We start from the raw sequence: 18,439 nt of genomic DNA on the forward strand, positions 1-18,439 counted from the left end.
CATCAGTGACGACGATCACCCCCGAGCCGGGGAACCGGAACACCGCCGCACCCTCACTTCGCGGGGAGCCCGGTGCGCCCGGTACGCTCACCGCCGTGCCACACGCTGATCAGTACCAAATCGCCCAGAAAGACCTTTCTGTGACCTATCCGGGAGCACCCCGTCCGGCCGAGGTCCGACCGACCCCTCTGGGGGATCTGGCAGGACGAGTGGGCATCGCGTCACCTGGTGCCGCTGAGGTCACCGGCATCACCCATGACTCCCGGGCCGTGCGGCCCGGAGACCTGTACGCCGCACTCCCCGGCGCCCGGCTGCACGGCGCCGACTTCGTCGAGCAGGCGGCAGGCCTGGGAGCCGCCGCGGTGCTCACGGACCCCACGGGCACCGAACGGGCCGAGGCCACCGGGCTCCCCGTGCTGACCGTCCCCGACCCGCGGGCCGTCATGGGCGAGCTGGCCGCGGAGATCTACGGGCACCCCGGCCGCGACCTCCTCCAGATCGGCATCACCGGCACATCGGGCAAGACCACCACGGCGTATCTGGTCGAGGGCGGCATCCGGGCGGCCGGGCACCTCAGCGGCCTCATCGGCACGGTCGAGATGCGGATCGGCGACGAGCGCATCAAGTCCGAGCGCACCACCCCCGAAGCCACCGACCTCCAGGCGCTGTTCGCGGTCATGCGCGAGCGCGGGGTCGACACGGTCGCCATGGAGGTCTCCAGCCACGCGCTGGTGCTCGGCCGGGTCGACGCCTGCGTCTTCGACGTCGCGGTCTTCAACAACCTCAGCCCGGAGCACATGGAGTTCCACTCCGGGATGGAGGACTACTTCCAGGCCAAGGCGCAGCTGTTCACCCCGCTGCGCAGCAAGGTCGGCGTCGTCAACTACGACGACGAGTACGGCCGCCGGCTCGTCGACGAGGCGACCGTCCCCATCACCACCTTCTCCGCCGAGGGGCATCCGGACGCCGACTGGCGGGCCGAGGACGTCGAAGTCGCCCTGTTCACCAGCACCTTCACCGCCGTCGGCCCGCAGGGACAGCGCATCGCCGCCACCTCGCCGCTGGCCGGCCCCTTCAACGTGGCCAACACCCTCGCCGCGATCGTCACCCTCGCCGTCGCGGGCACCGACCCGCAGACCGCGGCCGACGGCATCGCCGCCGTCCCCGGGGTGCCGGGCAGGCTGGAGCGGGTGGACGCCGGGCAGCCGTACCTCGCCGTCGTCGACTACGCGCACAAGACGGACGCCGTCGAGTCGGTGCTGCGGGCTCTGCGCAAGGTCACCGAGGGCAGCCTGCACATCGTGCTCGGCTGCGGCGGCGACCGCGACAAGACCAAACGCGGCCCGATGGGCGCGGCGGCGGCCCGCCTCGCCGACACCGCCGTACTGACCTCCGACAACCCGCGCGGCGAGGACCCCCTCGCGATCCTCGCCGCGATGATCGCCGGCGCCGCCGAGGTCCCGGTGCACGAGCGCGGCGACGTGCTGATCGACTCCGACCGCGCGGCGGCCATCGCCGCGGCCGTGGCCCGCGCCCGCCCCGGCGACACCGTGCTGGTCGCAGGCAAGGGCCATGAGCAGGGCCAGGACATCGCCGGCGTGGTACGCCCCTTCGACGACCGCCAGGTCCTCCGCGCAGCAATCGAGCGCGCAGCAATCGAGAACAACAGTCAGGGATGACCAAGTGATCGCCCTTTCCCTCTCCGAGATCGCCGACATCATCGGCGGGCAGTCGCACGACATACCGGATCCGTCCGTCCTGGTCACCGGTCCTGTCGTCACCGACTCCCGCGCGGTGCGGCCCGGCAGTCTCTTCGTCGCGTTCGCCGGTGAGCGCGTAGACGGCCACGACTATGCGCGGAGCGCCGTCGAAGCCGGAGCGTCGGCCGTGCTGGCCACCCGGCCCGTCGGCGTGCCGGCCATCGTGGTGCCCGACGTGACCGCCGCGCTCGGGACGCTCGCGCGTACCGTCGTGGAGCGCCTGGGTACCGAAGTCGTCGCACTCACCGGTTCCGCCGGCAAGACGTCGACCAAGGACCTGATCGCCCAACTCCTGGAGCGCAAGGGTCCGACGGTCTACCCGGAAGGAAATCTGAACAACGAGATCGGCCTGCCCCTCACCGCGCTGCGGGCCGACGAGAACACCCGTTACCTGGTTCTCGAAATGGGTGCGCGCTACATCGGCGACATCCGCTACCTCACCGGCCTGGTGCCGCCGAAGACCGGTCTCGTCCTCAACGTCGGGACCGCGCACATCGGGGAGTTCGGCGGCCGCGAGCAGATCGCCCAGGCCAAGGGCGAGATGGTCGAGTCGCTTCCGGAGCACGGCGTCGCCGTGCTCAACGCCGACGACCCGCTCGTACGTGCCATGTCCTCCCGGACCAAGGCGCGCCTCCTGCTCTTCGGAGAGGCGGATGAAGCGGACGTACGTGCCGAGAAGGTCCGCCTGACCGACACCGGGCAGGCCGCATTTACGCTGCACACACCCACCGGGTGCAGCGAGGTGACCTTGCGCCTGTACGGTGAGCACCACGTGTCGAACGCGCTCGCCGCGGCCGCCGTCGCACATGAGTTGGGCATGTCCGCTGACGAGATCGCAACGGCGCTCTCCGAGGCAGGCACGCTCTCCCGCTGGCGCATGGAGGTCACCGAGCGTCCGGACGGTGTGACGGTCGTCAACGACGCCTACAACGCGAACCCCGAATCCATGCGAGCCGCGCTGCGTGCGCTGGCGGCCATGGGCAAGGCCTCACAGGCGAAGGGGGGACGCACGTGGGCGGTGCTCGGTCAGATGGCCGAGCTCGGAGACGAGTCACTCGCCGAGCACGACGCGGTCGGACGGCTGGCCGTCCGGCTCAACGTGAGCAAGCTCGTGGCAGTCGGGGGCAGGGAAGCGTCCTGGCTGCAACTGGGCGCCTATAACGAGGGTTCGTGGGGTGAGGAGTCGGTGCACGTGTCCGACGCGCAGGCGGCCGTCGACCTGTTGCGCAGTCAACTGCGTGAGGGAGACGTCGTGCTGGTGAAGGCGTCCAGGTCGGTGGGGTTGGAGCAGGTGGCGAACGCGCTGCTCGACGGTGGTACCGAGGGCGAGGTCGCCGCCCGATGAAGCAGATTCTCTTCTCGGGAGTCATCGGACTCTTCCTCACCCTGGTCGGCACACCGCTGCTGATCAAGCTGCTTGCCCGCAAGGGGTACGGGCAGTTCATCCGGGACGACGGACCGCGTGGCCACCACGGCAAGCGCGGTACGCCGACCATGGGTGGTATCGCCTTCATCCTGGCCACGATCATCGCGTACCTCGCCACCAAGCTGATCACCGGCGACCCGATGACGTTCTCGGGTGTGCTGGTGCTCTTCCTGATGGCGGGGATGGGTCTGGTCGGGTTCCTCGACGACTACATCAAGATCGTCAAGCAGCGCTCGCTGGGCCTGCGGGCCAAGGCGAAGATGGCCGGCCAGCTGATCGTCGGTATCGCCTTCGCCGTCCTGGCCCTGATGTTCAAGGACTCGCGCGGCTACACGCCGGCCTCCACGAAGCTCTCCTTCGTCTCGGACTTCGGCTGGTCGATCGGACCGGTCCTCTTCGTCGTCTGGGCGCTGTTCATGATCCTGGCCATGTCGAACGGGGTGAACCTCACCGACGGCCTCGACGGCCTCGCCACCGGTGCCTCCGTGATGGTCTTCGGCGCGTACACCTTCATCGGTGTCTGGCAGTTCCAGGAGTCCTGCGCCAACGCGGCGACCCTGACCAACCCCAGCGCCTGCTTCGAGGTCAGAGACCCACTGGACCTGGCAGTCGTCGCATCGGCCCTGATGGGCGCCTGCTTCGGCTTCCTGTGGTGGAACACATCGCCCGCCAAGATCTTCATGGGCGACACCGGGTCGCTGGCGCTGGGCGGCGCGCTCGCCGGGCTCGCCATCTGCTCCCGCACCGAGTTCCTGATGGCCATCCTCGGCGGCCTCTTCGTCCTGATCACCATGTCCGTCGTGATCCAGGTCGGCTCCTTCAAGATGACCGGCAAGCGCGTCTTCAAGATGGCGCCACTCCAGCACCACTTCGAACTCAAGGGGTGGTCCGAAGTCCTTGTCGTGGTCCGCTTCTGGATCATCCAGGGCATGTGCGTGATCGTCGGCCTCGGGCTCTTCTACGCGGGCTGGGCGGCCGCCAAGTGATCTGGCAGGGCAAGCGCGTCACCGTGGCGGGCATGGGCGTCTCCGGGCTTCCGGCGGCGCGCGCCCTGCACGGCCTCGGCGCCGAGGTCACCGTCGTCAACGAGGGCGCGGACGAGCGCGCCCGCGCCCAGGCCGCCGAACTCACCGCGCTGGGCATCACGGTGCGCCTCGGCGACGCGACGACCCTGCCGGAGGGCACCGAACTGGTCGTCACCGCCCCCGGCTGGCGGCCGGACAAGCCGCTCTTCCTGGCGGCGGCCGAAGCAGGGGTGCCGGTCTGGGGCGACGTCGAACTCGCCTGGCGGCTGCGGCGTCCGGGCGCCGCGCCCTGGCTCGCGGTCACCGGCACCAACGGCAAGACCACGACCGTACGGATGCTCGCCTCGATCCTGCGCGCCGCCGGGCTGCGCACCGAGGCCGTCGGCAACATCGGCGTCTCGCTCCTGGACGCCGTCCTCGGCGACGAGGAGTACGACGTACTGGCCGTGGAGCTCTCCAGCTACCAGCTGCACTGGGCGCCCAGCCTGCGCGTCCACTCGGCCGCCGTGCTCAACCTGGCGCCCGACCACCTCGACTGGCACGGCTCCATGGCGGCGTACGCGGCCGACAAGGGCCGGGTCTACGAGGGCAACACCGTCGCCTGCGTCTACAACGCCGCGGACCCCGCCACCGAGGAACTCGTCCGCGCGGCCGACGTGGAGGAGGGCTGCCGGGCCATCGGCTTCACCCTCGGCACGCCGGGCCCCTCGCAGCTCGGCGTGGTCGACGGGATCCTGGTCGACCGCGCCTTCGTGGCCGACCGCCAGAAGCAGGCCCAGGAGCTGGCCGAGATCGGGGACGTCAACCCGCCGGCCCCGCACAACATCGCCAACGCCCTCGCCGCGGCCGCGCTGGCCCGCGCGTACGGCGTGGCGCCGGCCGCCGTACGCGACGGACTCCGCGCCTTCCGGCCGGATCCGCACCGCATCGAGAAGGTGGCCGACGTCGCGGGTGTCGCGTACGTCGACGACTCCAAGGCCACCAACACCCATGCCACCGAAGCCTCCCTGGCCGCCTACGACCCGATCGTCTGGATCGCGGGCGGTCTCGCCAAGGGCGCGAGCTTCGACGATCTGGTCGGCGGGGCGGCGAAGCGCCTGCGGGCCGTCGTGCTGATCGGCGCCGAGCGGGCGCTCATCGCCGAAGCCCTGGCGCGACACGCCCCGGAAGTACCGGTGGTCGACCTCGACCGGACCGACACTGGGGCGATGTCGGCGGCGGTCCGGGAGGCGGCACGGCTCGCCCGGCCGGGGGACACGGTCCTGCTGGCTCCGGCCTGTGCCTCCATGGACATGTTCGCCAACTACAACAAGCGTGGCGAGGCATTCGCCGACGCGGTACGCGAGTTGGCCGCCGAGAGCGGCTAGTGCCGCGGCAGGCAAGGTTTGCCCGTCAAGGAGCGGCGTTCGGTGCGGCGAGAGTGCGTGCCGGGCGTCGCGACGGGGCAAACGTTGCCTGCCGTGGCACTAGGAGCATGTCTCCTGGCCGGCCGTACGGCCCCGCGCCGGGACCCGGCAGAAGAAGCCGGGCACGAGTGGAGGGGACAGGCATGCCGGTCAAGGACAGAGGCGGGCGTGGCGGTACGGGGACGGCGCGCCGCCCGTCCGCGGCCCGGCGCGGCTCCGCACCGCGCGGCGCGGGCGGCAGCCAGCTGCGCCGCACCTACGAGCAGGCGCGGAGCACCCTGGACCGCCCTCTGACGGCCTACTACCTGCTGGTGGGGTCGGCGCTCCTGATCACGGTGCTCGGCCTGGTGATGGTCTACTCCGCCTCGATGATCAAGGCGCTGGAGATCTCCGAACCCGGCTCCTTCTTCTTCCGTAAACAGCTCTTCGCCGCGGCACTCGGCGGCGGTCTCGCGTTCATCGCGACCCGGATGCCCGTCAAGCTGCACCGGGCCTTCGCCTACCCGCTGCTCGCGGCCACCGTCTTCCTGATGGTCCTCGTCCAGGTGCCGGGGATAGGGCGTTCGGTCAACGGCAACCAGAACTGGATCTCGCTGGGCGGCCCCTTCATGCTCCAGCCGAGCGAGTTCGGCAAGCTCGCCCTGATCCTGTGGGGCGCCGACCTGCTCGCCCGCAAGCAGGAGAAGAAGCTGCTCACGCAGTGGAAGCACATGCTCGTGCCGCTCGTCCCCGTCGCCTTCATGCTGCTCGGACTGATCATGCTCGGCGGCGACATGGGCACGGCGATCATCCTCACCGCGATCCTGTTCGGGCTGCTGTGGCTCGCGGGAGCGCCCACCCGGATGTTCGCGATGGTGCTCGGTATCGCGGCGTTCATGACGTTCCTGCTGATCAAGACCAGCCCGAACCGGATGGGCAGGCTCGCCTGCATCGGCGCGACCGACCCGGGCCCGCAGGACCAGTGCTGGCAGGCGGTGCACGGAATCTACGCGCTCGCGTCCGGCGGCTGGTTCGGATCCGGACTGGGTGCGAGTGTGGAGAAATGGGGCCAACTCCCCGAGCCCCACACCGACTTCATCTTCGCCGTCACCGGGGAGGAACTGGGCCTTGCGGGGACTCTGTCAGTACTCGGCCTCTTCGCGGCTCTAGGCTATGCGGGTATCCGCGTGGCCGGACGCACGGAGGACCCCTTCGTGAGGTACGCAGCGGGAGGTGTGACCACCTGGATCACGGTCCAGTCCGTGATCAACATCGGTGCGGTGCTCGGTCTGCTGCCGATCGCCGGTGTCCCGCTCCCGCTGTTCTCCTACGGGGGCTCCGCCCTGCTGCCGACCATGTTCGCCGTCGGGCTGCTGATCGCCTTTGCGCGGTCGGACCCCGCAGCGAGAACGGCTCTGGCCTTGCGGAGGCCCGGGGTGAGATGGAAGTCGATGAGACGGCGCGTCAAGAAGCGTCCGTCCGGAGAGCGGTGAATTTCGGTGCATGTCGTACTCGCCGGCGGGGGGACCGCCGGCCACATCGAGCCGGCGCTCGCCCTTGCGGATGCCCTGCGCAGGCAGGACCCGGCCGTGGGCATCACGGCCCTCGGCACGGAGCGCGGACTCGAAACCCGCCTCGTGCCCGAACGGGGTTACGAGTTGGGGCTCATCCCCGCCGTACCACTGCCCCGCAGGCCCACGCCTGAGCTGATCACCGTCCCCGGACGGCTGCGCGGGACGATCAAGGCCGCCGAGCAGATCCTGGAGCGGACCAGGGCCGACTGCGTCGTCGGCTTCGGCGGCTATGTGGCACTGCCCGGCTATCTCGCGGCCAAGCGGCTCGGGGTGCCGATCATCGTCCACGAGGCCAACGCAAGACCGGGGCTCGCCAACAAGATCGGCTCCCGGTACGCGGCCGCCGTGGCCGTCTCCACCCCGGACAGCAAGCTCCGCGGCGCCCGCTACATCGGCATCCCGCTGCGCCGCACCATCGCCGTCCTCGACCGGGCCAAGGTCCGCCCCGAGGCGCGGGCCGCCTTCGGGCTCGACCCCAACCTGCCGACGCTGCTGGTCTCCGGCGGCTCGCAGGGGGCCCGCCGCCTCAATGAGGTGGTCCAGCAGGTCGCCCCGGTGCTCCAGCGCTCCGGGATCCAGATCCTGCACGTGGTCGGCCCGAAGAACGAACTGCCGCGTGTCGACAACATGCCCGGAATGCCGCCCTACCTCCCGGTACCGTACGTGGACCGGATGGACCTCGCGTACGCCGCGGCCGACATGATGCTCTGCCGCGCGGGCGCGATGACCGTGGCCGAACTCTCCGCCGTCGGGCTGCCCGCCGCCTATGTGCCGTTGCCGATCGGGAACGGCGAACAGCGGCTCAACGCCCAGCCGGTGGTCAACGCGGGCGGCGGCCTGCTGGTGGACGACGCTCAGCTGACCCCCGAGTGGGTGCAGGGCAACGTCCTGCCGGTTCTCGCCGATCCGCACCGGCTGTTCGAGATGTCCCGCGCCGCCGCCGAGTTCGGCCGCCGGGATGCCGATGATCTGCTTGTCGGCATGGTGTACGAGGCGATTGCGGCGCGCCGCCAGGCGTGACGCCCGAAGGAGCGAGCGTGGCCGGACCGACGACCGCACAGCGCGGTGAGCGCCATCCAGCGGCGGAGTCCGGCCGCGGCCGCCCCAAGGGGCAGGGGAAGCCCCCCGGCCGCCTCCGGCCGCGCGGCAGGCGGCTGGTGATCCTGGTGCTTGTCGTCCTGTTGCTTCTGCTGGGCGGCAGTATTTGGGCGCTCTATGGCTCTTCCTGGCTGCGGGTGGAGCATATTCGGACCACGGGGATGCGGGTTCTGACCCGGGACCAGGTGGAGTCGGCCGCGGCCGTTCCGATCGGCGATCCGCTGATTTCTATCGATACGGATGCGATGGAGAACCGGCTTCGGACGAAATTGCCCCGAATCGACTCGGTGGTTGTCGCCCGTTCATGGCCGCACGGCATCAGCTTGAAAGTAACCGAGCGAAAGCCGGTACTGCTCATGAAGTCGGGCGGTAAGTTCACAGAAGTGGACGCGAAGGGCGTGCGTTTCGCCACAGTGGAAAGCGCCCCCCGTGGAGTGCCGGTCCTTGAATTGACTGCCGGTCAGTCACCGAGTCTCCGCCGCTTCGGTGCGGACCGGCTGCGGGTCGAGGCGGTCCGGGTCGCCGGAGAACTTCCTTCCGCTGTCGCCCGGGACACCCTTTTCGTCCGGGTCAGTTCATACGACTCCATCTCGCTGGAGCTGACCGGGCACCGCACGGTGGCCTGGGGGAGCAGCGAGTTCGGCGCGGCCAAGGCGCGCGCGCTCACCGCGCTGACGAAAGCAGCCCCCAAGGCGGCGCACTTCGACGTGAGCGCCCCCACCGCCCCTGCGGTGTCAGGGAGTTGACGCACATCCTTGCTGGCCAGCACCCTGGTTGGTCAGCGCAACGGCTGATCACATAGGGTGAAAAGAAAAACGGGAGGTTCGGCGTGTTCATTGAACGTGCGCCACTTGTCGACTTAGTGTCCTGTTCGGAGAGTCCAAGGAGCAGACACACTGGTAACCCTGAACTTCACAGTTAGGGTTCGGGTCGGCGTTCGGACCGTCCCATCGGCATCCGTCGTCGCGACGCGGCAAGCGCGCAGCGGCGACACGTAACTCGAGGCGAGAGGCCTTCGACGTGGCAGCACCGCAGAACTACCTCGCAGTCATCAAGGTCATCGGTGTCGGCGGCGGTGGTGTCAATGCCATCAACCGAATGATCGAGGTCGGCCTCAAGGGCGTCGAGTTCATCGCGATCAACACCGACGCACAGGCCCTGTTGATGAGCGACGCCGACGTCAAGCTCGACGTCGGCCGTGAACTGACCCGCGGCCTCGGCGCCGGGGCCAACCCGGCAGTCGGGCGCAAGGCGGCAGAGGACCACCGTGAGGAGATCGAGGAGGTCCTCAAGGGGGCCGACATGGTCTTCGTCACCGCAGGAGAAGGCGGCGGCACCGGCACCGGCGGCGCACCCGTCGTCGCCAACATCGCCCGTTCACTGGGCGCACTCACCATCGGCGTGGTCACCCGTCCCTTCACCTTCGAGGGGCGGCGCCGCGCCAATCAGGCGGAGGACGGCATCGCCGAACTCCGCGAAGAGGTCGACACCCTCATCGTCATCCCCAACGACCGCCTGCTGTCCATCTCGGACCGCCAGGTCAGCGTCCTCGATGCCTTCAAGTCGGCGGACCAGGTCCTGCTGTCGGGTGTCCAGGGCATCACCGATCTGATCACCACACCGGGCCTGATCAACCTCGACTTCGCCGACGTCAAGTCCGTGATGTCCGAGGCCGGATCGGCGCTCATGGGGATCGGCTCGGCCCGCGGCGACGACCGCGCGGTGGCCGCGGCAGAGATGGCGATCTCCTCGCCACTGCTCGAAGCGTCCATCGACGGCGCACGCGGGGTGCTGCTCTCCATCTCCGGCGGTTCGGACCTCGGTCTCTTCGAGATCAACGAGGCCGCACAGCTGGTCAGCGAGGCGGCCCACCCCGAGGCCAACATCATCTTCGGCGCCGTCATCGACGACGCGCTCGGTGACGAGGTGCGGGTGACGGTCATCGCGGCCGGCTTCGACGGCGGACAGCCGCCGACCCGCCGGGAGAGCGCCACGGGTTCCGGCACCGCCAAGCGCGAGGAGCCCGTTCCGGTACGGGCCGCGGAGACGCCCCGTTCGCTCGGCGGTCTCGGTGCGGTCACCCAGCGCGAGGAGACTCCGGCACCGGCCGACACGGAGCGTGTGAACGAGGCCCCGGCAGCGCCGGTCGCCCCGCCGCAGGTCCCGCCGGCCCGTCCGTACCAGGACAGCCAGGCCGAAGAGCTGGACGTACCGGACTTCTTGAAGTGATGCGGCGTCCCATAACCGCGTACGACACCGCGATGTCTACGAACGGCGCGCACTTCGCTTTCACCGACAGGTGGGGCGGGGTGAGCGCCGTTCCGTACGATGAGCTCAATCTCGGCGGAGCGGTCGGCGACGACCCGGCCGCGGTCGTGACGAACCGTGAACTCGCGGCGCGCTCGCTGGGCATCGACCCGGCGCGGGTCGTCTGGATGAACCAGGTGCACGGGCGCGAGGTCGCCGTGGTCGACGGCCCCTGGGCACAAACACTCGGCGACGGTGCGGAAATCCCCGCCACCGATGCCGTCGTGACAGCCCGCCGGGGGGTCCCGCTGGCGGTGCTCACCGCCGACTGCGTCCCCGTACTGCTCGCCGACCCGGTCGCGGGGGTGGTGGCCGCGGCGCACGCGGGCCGTCCCGGGCTTGTCGCCGGGGTGGTCCCCGCCGCGGTCGGCGCGATGGTGTCGCTCGGCGCCGACCCCGCACGGATCACGGCCCGCACCGGCCCCGCCGTCTGCGGCCGTTGCTACGAAGTGCCCGCCGATATGCGGGCCGAGGTCGCACGGACCGTTCCCGAAGCCTGGTCGGAGACGAGCTGGTCCACACCGGCGGTGGATGTCACCGCAGGAGTGCTCGCCCAGCTGTCGGCGCTCGGCGTCGCGGACCGGCAGCACTCGCCGGTCTGCACTCTGGAATCGACCGACCACTTCTCCTACCGTCGCGACCGCACCACCGGGCGGCTCGCCGGATATGTCTGGCTGGACTGATAGGGCATGACGGACCGTAAGCGTGAACTCACCGCAAACCTGGCCCGCGTGGAGGAACGTATCGCTTCCGCGTGCGCGTCCGCCGGGCGCGAGCGGGAGGAGGTGACCCTGATCGTGGTCACCAAGACGTATCCCGCGAGCGATGTGCGACTTCTCTCGGAACTCGGCGTACGGCAGGTCGCGGAGAACCGCGACCAGGACGCGGCGCCCAAGGCCGCCGAGTGTGCGGATCTGTCGCTTTCCTGGCACTTTGTCGGTCAGCTTCAGACGAACAAGGTCCGCTCTGTGGCGAGTTATGCCGATGTAGTGCAGTCGGTGGACCGGGCCAGACTTGTTACATCTCTCTCAACCGCCGCCGTCCGGGCGGACCGTGAACTGGGCTGCCTGGTTCAGGTCGCGCTCGACGCGGAGGCCGGCGGGCGGGGTGAGCGGGGCGGCGTCGCACCCGACGGCGTCGGCGAGTTGGCCGATTCGGTGGCCGCCGCGCCAGGACTGCGGCTCGACGGGCTGATGACCGTCGCACCGCTGGCCGGACCGTACGCGGGACGGCAACAGGCGGCGTTCGAGCGGCTGATGGAAATCTCATCCCGCCTGCGCGCGACCCATCCTGCTGCCAACATGGTGTCAGCAGGGATGAGTACGGACCTCGAAGAGGCAGTGAAGGCGGGTGCGACACATGTCCGCGTCGGCACTGCGGTACTCGGCGTCCGTCCCCCGCTCGGGTAACGTCGCGAAGCAAGTCGGACCACAGCAGAAAATATGGTCATTCCCGCCGATCGGCGGGCAGACCCAGTGGATCGCGGGCACTTGGTGACGCTGCGAAATTGGCACAAGGGCGATCCACCACAGAGCGGAGGACTCAGAGCATGGCCGGCGCGATGCGCAAGATGGCGGTCTACCTCGGCCTCGTGGAGGACGATGGGTACGACGGCCCGGGGTTCGACCCCGATGACGAGTTCGAACCCGAGCCCGAGCCCGAGAGGGACCGACGGCGACACCAACCTCCGCATCAGTCGCACCAGTCCCAGCAGGACGAACCGGTGCGAATGGTGCAACCGCCCGCCCAGCGCGAGCCTGTTGCGCTACCGGCGGAAAGCGGACGACCCGCCCGAATCGCCCCCGTGGCGTCCATCACACCTGAACGCCCGAGTATGGAGAAGAACGCCCCGGTGATCATGCCCAAGGTTGTGTCCGAGCGGGAGCCCTACCGCATCACCACGCTGCACCCCCGGACCTACAACGAGGCCCGTACCATCGGGGAACACTTCCGTGAGGGCACTCCGGTGATCATGAATCTGACCGAGATGGATGACACGGATGCGAAGCGACTTGTCGACTTTGCCGCAGGACTTGTCTTCGGTCTGCATGGCAGCATTGAGCGGGTGACGCAGAAGGTGTTCCTGTTGTCGCCTGCTAACGTCGATGTCACGGCGGAGGACAAGGCCCGTATCGCAGAGGGCGGTTTCTTCAACCAGAGCTGAGAACGAGACACCGGGTACAACCCCGGCCGGGAGGCCGGAAGACGAGAACGTCAGGGGAGAGGGAAGCGTTAGATGGGCATCGCATTGGATGTGGTCTACATCGCGCTGATGTGTTTCCTCATCGTGTTGATCTTCCGGCTTGTCATGGACTACGTCTTCCAGTTCGCCCGTTCATGGCAACCTGGCAAGGCGATGGTGGTCGTTCTGGAGGCCACTTACACTGTCACCGATCCACCGCTCAAGCTTCTGCGGCGGTTCATTCCGCCGCTGCGTCTCGGGGGCGTGGCACTCGACCTGTCCTTCTTCGTTCTGATGATCATCGTCTACATCCTGATCAGCATTGTGAGCCGGGTGTGAACGATTCGGTCCTGCCGACTGCCGACGACTACGTAGAGGTGAAGAAGAGATGCCGCTGACCCCCGAGGACGTGCGGAACAAACAGTTCACGACCGTCCGCCTCCGAGAAGGCTATGACGAGGACGAGGTCGATGCCTTCCTCGACGAGGTCGAAGCCGAACTGACGCGACTGCTCCGCGAGAACGAGGATCTGCGCGCCAAGCTGGCAGCCGCCACGCGTGCCGCCGCGCAGAATCAGCAGCAGGGCATGCGCAAGCCGCCCGAGCAGCAGGACGGCCGCGGCGGTCCGAACGCTCCGGTGCCCGCCGCCATATCCGGTCCACCGCAGGGCCAGCAGCAGCCGCAGATGGGTCCGCCCCAACTGCCGGGCGGTCAGCCCCAGCTGCCTGCAGGTCCTGGCGGTCACGGCCCCGGTCCCCAGGGCCAGCACGGTCCGGGTCCGCAGGGTCAGCACGGCCCCGGTCCCCAGGGCCAGCACGGTCCGGGTCCGCAGGGTCAGCACGGCCCCGGTCCCATGGGCCAGCAGGGTCCGATGGGCGGCCAGGGTCAGCTCGGCCCGGGTCCCATGGGCCAGCAGGGTCCGATGGGTCAGGGTCCGATGGGCCAGCAGGGTCCGATGGGCGGTCAGGGGCAGCTCGCACAGGGCCCCATGGGCGGTCCGATGGGCGGCCACGGCGGTCCCCCGCAGATGCAGCAGCAGGGCCCCGGCGGCGACAGCGCTGCCCGCGTGCTCTCGCTCGCGCAGCAGACGGCCGACCAGGCGATCGCGGAGGCCCGTTCCGAGGCCAACAAGATCGTCGGCGAGGCGCGGAGCCGTGCCGAGGGTCTGGAGCGGGATGCCCGCGCCAAGGCCGACGCACTGGAGCGGGACGCTCAGGAGAAGCACCGCGTGGCGATGGGCTCCCTGGAGTCCGCCCGCGCGACGCTGGAGCGCAAGGTCGAGGATCTGCGTGGCTTCGAGCGTGAGTACCGGACCAGGCTGAAGTCCTACCTGGAGAGCCAGCTGCGTCAGCTGGAGACCCAGGCGGACGACTCGCTGGCCCCGCCGCGTACCCCGGCGACCGCTTCGCTGCCGCCGTCGCCCTCGATGGCTTCGGCCGGTGCGGGCGCGATGGGACACGCGCAGCAGAGCATGGGCGGGAACCCGTCCATGGGCAGTCAGCCGTCGATGGGCGGTGCCCCGTCGTACGGCGGTCAGCAGCAGATGTCGCCGGCGATGACTCAGCCGATGGCGCCGGTGCGGCCGCAGGCTCCGCAGCCGATGCAGCAGGCACCTTCGCCCATGCGGGGGTTCCTGATCGACGAGGACGACAACTGATCGTGAGTGCGTTGAGCGCTTGACGGTCGGCAGACTGAGGGCCGGGCCCCGGGGTTTTCCCTGGGGCCCGGCCCTTTTGTGTGTGGGTGGGCGGTTTGTGTGGTGGGTGCGGGTGCGGGTGCGGGTGCGTTTGGTGGTGCGGGTGGGTGGCGCCTGCGGCGGGCCTGTTCTCCCCTCCCCGCCCCTTCCCGTAACCGGGGCTCCGCCCCGGACCCCGCTCCTCAAACGCCGGAGGGGCTGGAGGTGGGGCTGGGGTTGGGGGCCCGAGTTGGGCACCGGACGGGCTGGAAGCGGGGCTGGGGATGGGGTCTGAGTTGGACGTCGGAGGGGCTGGAGGTGGGGCTGGGGTTGGGGGTCTGAGTTGGACGTCGGAGGGGCTGGAGGTGGGGCTGGGGTTGGGGGTCCGAGTTGGACGCCGGACGGGCTGGAAGTGGGCCGGGGTTGCGTTCCGCGAAAAGCCCGATGGGCCCGGTCGGGAAGTTCCGGCCGGCCCCATCGGGGGTGGTGCGGGTGTTACGCCTCTGTCCTGTGGAGGCGGAACGTCAGTGCGAGGCCCTCGTCCGTGAACGGGGCGCCGTAGGGTGCTTCGCCCTCGCCCTCCGCGTAGTCCAGGGCCAGCACCTCGTCCGCGATCAGGCCCGCGTGTTCGGTCAGGGCGTCCCTGGTCTCCGGGGCGGTGCTCGACCAGCGGACCGCGATGCGGTCCGCGACGTCCAGGCCGCTGTTCTTGCGGGCCTCCTGGATCAGGCGGATCGCGTCGCGCGCCAGCCCGGCCCTGCGCAGTTCCGGGGTGATCTCCAGGTCCAGGGCCACCGTCGCGCCCGAGTCGGACGCCACCGACCAGCCCTCGCGCGGGGTTTCGGTGATGATCACCTCGTCGGGGGAGAGCGTGACGGTCTCACCTTCCACCGTCACCGATGCCGTGCCCCCGCGCAGCGCGAGCGAGAGCGCTGCCGCGTCGGCCTCGGCCACCGCCTTGGCCACCGCCTGGACGCCCTTGCCGAAACGCTTGCCCAGCGCGCGGAAGTTGGCCTTGGCCGTGGTGTCCACCAGCGAGCCGCCGACCTCGGAGAGCGAGGCCAGGGACGAGACGTTCAGCTCCTCGGTGATCTGGGCGCGGAGCTCGGGCGTCAGTGACTCGAACCCTGCCGCCGCGACCAGCGCGCGGGAGAGCGGCTGGCGGGTCTTGACGCCCGACTCGGCGCGCGTCGCACGGCCCAGCTCCACCAGGCGCCGCACCAGCGCCATCTGCTGCGAGAGCTGCGGGTCGATCGCCGCCAGGTCGGCCTTCGGCCAGCTGGAGAGGTGCACCGACTCCGGGGCGTCCGGGGTGACCGGGGTGATCATGTCCTGCCAGACCCGCTCGGTGATGAACGGGGTGAGCGGCGCCATCAGCCCGGTGACCGTCTCGATCACCTCGTGCAGCGTGCGCAGCGCCGCAGCGTCGCCCTGCCAGAAGCGCCGGCGCGAGCGGCGCACGTACCAGTTCGACAGGTCGTCGACGAAGGCGGACAGGAGCTTGCCGGCCCGCTGGGTGTCGTACGCGTCCAGCGACTTGGTCACCTGGTCCACCAGCGCGTTGAGCTCGCTGAGCAGCCAGCGGTCCAGGACCGTGCGGTCGCCGGGTGCCGGGTCGGAGGCCGAGGGGGCCCAGCCGGACGTACGGGCGTACAGCGCCTGGAAGGCCACCGTGTTCCAGTACGTGAGGAGGGTCTTGCGGACCACCTCCTGGATCGTGCCGTGGCCGACGCGGCGGGCCGCCCACGGGGAGCCGCCGGCCGCCATGAACCAGCGCACCGCGTCCGCCCCGTGCCGGTCCATCAGCGGGATCGGGTCGAGGGTGTTGCCCAGGTGCTTGGACATCTTCCTGCCGTCCTCGGCGAGGATGTGGCCCAGGCAGACGACGTTCTCGTAACTCGACTTGTCGAAGACCAGCGTGCCGACCGCCATGAGTGTGTAGAACCACCCGCGTGTCTGGTCGATGGCCTCGGAGATGAACTGCGCCGGGTAGCGGCGCTCGAAGAGTTCCTTGTTCCGGTACGGGTAGCCGTACTGCGCGAACGGCATCGAACCCGAGTCGTACCAGGCGTCGATGACCTCCGGGACCCGGGTCGCGGTCTTCTCGCACTGCGGGCACGGGAAGGTGACCTCGTCGATGTACGGGCGGTGCGGGTCGAGCTCCGACTGGTCGGTGCCGGTCAGGTCGGTCAGTTCGGCGCGCGATCCGATGACGGTGAGGTGGTCGTCCTCGCAGCGCCAGATCGGCAGCGGGGTGCCCCAGTAACGGTTGCGGGAGAGCGCCCAGTCGACGTTGTTGTTCAGCCAGTCGCCGAAGCGGCCCTGCTTGACCGAGTCCGGGAACCAGTTGGTCTTCTCGTTCTCCCGGAGCATCGCGTCCTTGACCGCGGTGGTCCTGATGTACCAGGACGGCTGCGCGTAGTAGAGGAGCGCGGTGTGGCAGCGCCAGCAGTGCGGGTAGCTGTGCTCGTACGGGACGTGCCGGAAGAGCGCGCCGCGTGCCTGGAGGTCGGCTACCAGTGTCTCGTCGGCCTTCTTGAAGAAGACACCGCCGACGAGCGGGACGCCCTCCTCGAACGTGCCGTCGGGGCGGACCGGGTTGACGACCGGCAGGCCGTACGAACGGCAGACCTTGAGGTCGTCCTCACCGAAGGCGGGGGACTGGTGGACGAGTCCGGTGCCGTCCTCGGTCGTGACGTACTCGGCGTTGACGACGTAGTGCGCCTCGGCCGGGAAGTCGACCAGCGTGAACGGGCGCTGGTAGGTCCAGCGCTCCATCTCGGCGCCGGTGAAACGCTCGCCCGTGGTCTCCCAGCCCTCGCCGAGCGCCTTTTCGAGCAGCGGCTCGGCGACCACCAGCTTCTCCGTGCCGTCGGTCGCGACGACATAGCTGACGCCGGGGTGCGCGGCGACAGCCGTGTTGGAGACCAGCGTCCAGGGAGTGGTCGTCCAGACCAGCAGGGCGGCCTCGCCCGCGAGGGGCCCGGAGGTGAGCGGGAAGCGCACGAAGACGGAGGGGTCGACGACCGTCTCGTACCCCTGGGCCAGCTCGTGGTCCGAGAGGCCGGTGCCGCACCGCGGGCACCAGGGGGCGACGCGGTGGTCCTGGACCAGCAGGTCCTTGTTGAAGATCTCCTTCAGCGACCACCAGACGCTCTCGACGTAGGACGGGTCCATCGTCCGGTACGCGTTGTCCAGGTCGACCCAGTAGCCCATCCGGGTGGTCAGGTCGGCGAAGGCGTCGGTGTGCCGGGTGACCGAGGCGCGGCACTTGTCGTTGAAGGCGGCGATCCCGTACGCCTCGATGTCCTGCTTGCCGGTGAAGCCGAGTTCCTTCTCGACCGCCAGCTCGACGGGCAGACCGTGGCAGTCCCAGCCCGCCTTGCGCGGCACGTGGTAGCCCCGCATCGTGCGGAAGCGCGGGAAGACGTCCTTGAAGACACGGGCCTCGATGTGGTGCGCGCCCGGCATGCCGTTGGCGGTCGGCGGTCCTTCGTAGAACACCCACTCGGGGCGTCCTTCGGACTGCTCCAGACTCTTCGAGAAGACCTGTGCCTCCTGCCAGAAGTCGAGCACGGCGTGCTCAAGGGCGGGCAGGTCGACCTGGGCGGGCACCTGGCGGTACAGGGGCGGTGTCATCGAACTCCTCCAACGGACGTTTCTCTCTCCGTCGGAGGGACGAGAGCCCAGTCGCTCCCGCGGTACCACCCTCCTTGGCCCCGGCTGTCGTGCCGTGGCCCCCTCATTGGGGTCGCGGTGCCGGTTCTACTCGCCCCGTCCACTGGCTCACGGGCTTTCTTCCGACGGCTCAGGGGTGATCTTCACGCCGTGCCTGCCTCCGGGCTCACACCGTCCCCGGATCGCTCGTGGCCGCTTGCGCCGCTACTCGTCCCGTCCATGCCTTCCGCTGGGGCCAGTGTACGGGCCCGCATGGACGGGTTCCGACCGGTTTTCCCGCGGGCGCTCGCGGCCGCCGGGCTGACCCGAATGGCCACACGTGGCCCCGC

The 18,439-nt window shown here is 69.7% G+C and carries 14 protein-coding genes; 13 read left to right on the plus strand and 1 reads right to left on the minus strand.

Features of this window, described 5'->3' with window-relative positions; genetic code table 11:
* Nucleotides 1–5: 5 nt before the first annotated feature.
* From OG385_RS25235 to OG385_RS25295, 13 genes are all read left to right on the plus strand, one after another.
* Nucleotides 6–1,679 (plus strand): UDP-N-acetylmuramoyl-L-alanyl-D-glutamate--2,6-diaminopimelate ligase, encoded by a 1,674-nt coding sequence (locus tag OG385_RS25235; protein WP_266857915.1) that lies wholly within the window; start codon nucleotides 6–8, stop codon nucleotides 1,677–1,679.
* Nucleotides 1,680–1,683: 4 nt separating this feature from the next.
* A complete protein-coding gene (murF, locus tag OG385_RS25240) occupies nucleotides 1,684–3,105 on the plus strand; it encodes a UDP-N-acetylmuramoyl-tripeptide--D-alanyl-D-alanine ligase (protein WP_266857916.1) in 1,422 nt (473 codons plus the stop codon).
* The gene (gene mraY, locus OG385_RS25245; protein WP_266857918.1) at nucleotides 3,102–4,172 is read left to right on the plus strand and encodes a phospho-N-acetylmuramoyl-pentapeptide-transferase; all 1,071 of its coding nucleotides are present in this window, start codon (nucleotides 3,102–3,104) and stop codon (nucleotides 4,170–4,172) included. Before murF ends, mraY begins: the two co-directional genes overlap by 4 nt.
* Complete coding sequence (gene murD / locus OG385_RS25250) at nucleotides 4,154–5,578, plus strand: UDP-N-acetylmuramoyl-L-alanine--D-glutamate ligase (protein WP_266861150.1); 1,425 nt, start codon at nucleotides 4,154–4,156, stop codon at nucleotides 5,576–5,578. The genes mraY and murD overlap by 19 nt, the downstream gene beginning before the upstream one ends.
* Before the next feature lie 182 nt (nucleotides 5,579–5,760).
* Complete coding sequence (ftsW, locus tag OG385_RS25255; protein WP_266857920.1) at nucleotides 5,761–7,089, plus strand: putative lipid II flippase FtsW; 1,329 nt, start codon at nucleotides 5,761–5,763, stop codon at nucleotides 7,087–7,089.
* A 6-nt stretch (nucleotides 7,090–7,095) separates the two neighbouring features.
* Nucleotides 7,096–8,190 carry an undecaprenyldiphospho-muramoylpentapeptide beta-N-acetylglucosaminyltransferase gene (murG, locus tag OG385_RS25260; protein WP_266857922.1) on the plus strand — a complete coding sequence of 365 codons (1,095 nt, stop codon included), beginning with the start codon at nucleotides 7,096–7,098 and terminating at the stop codon, nucleotides 8,188–8,190.
* Nucleotides 8,191–8,207: 17 nt separating this feature from the next.
* Nucleotides 8,208–9,014 carry a cell division protein FtsQ/DivIB gene (locus tag OG385_RS25265; protein WP_266857923.1) on the plus strand — a complete coding sequence of 269 codons (807 nt, stop codon included), beginning with the start codon at nucleotides 8,208–8,210 and terminating at the stop codon, nucleotides 9,012–9,014.
* Between the two features lie 274 nt (nucleotides 9,015–9,288).
* A complete protein-coding gene (gene ftsZ, locus OG385_RS25270; RefSeq protein ID WP_266857925.1) occupies nucleotides 9,289–10,497 on the plus strand; it encodes a cell division protein FtsZ in 1,209 nt (402 codons plus the stop codon).
* Nucleotides 10,498–10,529: 32 nt separating this feature from the next.
* Complete coding sequence (pgeF, locus tag OG385_RS25275) at nucleotides 10,530–11,258, plus strand: peptidoglycan editing factor PgeF (RefSeq protein WP_266857927.1); 729 nt, start codon at nucleotides 10,530–10,532, stop codon at nucleotides 11,256–11,258.
* Nucleotides 11,259–11,264: 6 nt separating this feature from the next.
* A complete protein-coding gene (locus OG385_RS25280) occupies nucleotides 11,265–11,984 on the plus strand; it encodes a YggS family pyridoxal phosphate-dependent enzyme (RefSeq protein ID WP_266857929.1) in 720 nt (239 codons plus the stop codon).
* 140 nt (nucleotides 11,985–12,124) lie between these two features.
* Nucleotides 12,125–12,739 (plus strand): cell division protein SepF, encoded by a 615-nt coding sequence (locus tag OG385_RS25285; protein WP_164264969.1) that lies wholly within the window; start codon nucleotides 12,125–12,127, stop codon nucleotides 12,737–12,739.
* A gap of 72 nt (nucleotides 12,740–12,811) precedes the next feature.
* Entirely contained in the window at nucleotides 12,812–13,096 is a 285-nt protein-coding gene (locus OG385_RS25290; RefSeq protein WP_250303709.1) for a YggT family protein, read from the plus strand.
* 49 nt (nucleotides 13,097–13,145) lie between these two features.
* The gene (locus OG385_RS25295) at nucleotides 13,146–14,414 is read left to right on the plus strand and encodes a DivIVA domain-containing protein (RefSeq protein ID WP_266857931.1); all 1,269 of its coding nucleotides are present in this window, start codon (nucleotides 13,146–13,148) and stop codon (nucleotides 14,412–14,414) included.
* Between the two features lie 513 nt (nucleotides 14,415–14,927).
* Here OG385_RS25295 and ileS read toward each other — a convergent pair.
* The gene (gene ileS, locus OG385_RS25300) at nucleotides 14,928–18,071 is read right to left on the minus strand and encodes an isoleucine--tRNA ligase (RefSeq protein ID WP_266857933.1); all 3,144 of its coding nucleotides are present in this window, start codon (nucleotides 18,069–18,071) and stop codon (nucleotides 14,928–14,930) included.
* Between the last annotated feature and the right edge of the window lie 368 nt (nucleotides 18,072–18,439).

The organism is Streptomyces sp. NBC_01306 (assembly GCF_026340465.1).
Classification (GTDB): domain Bacteria; phylum Actinomycetota; class Actinomycetes; order Streptomycetales; family Streptomycetaceae; genus Streptomyces.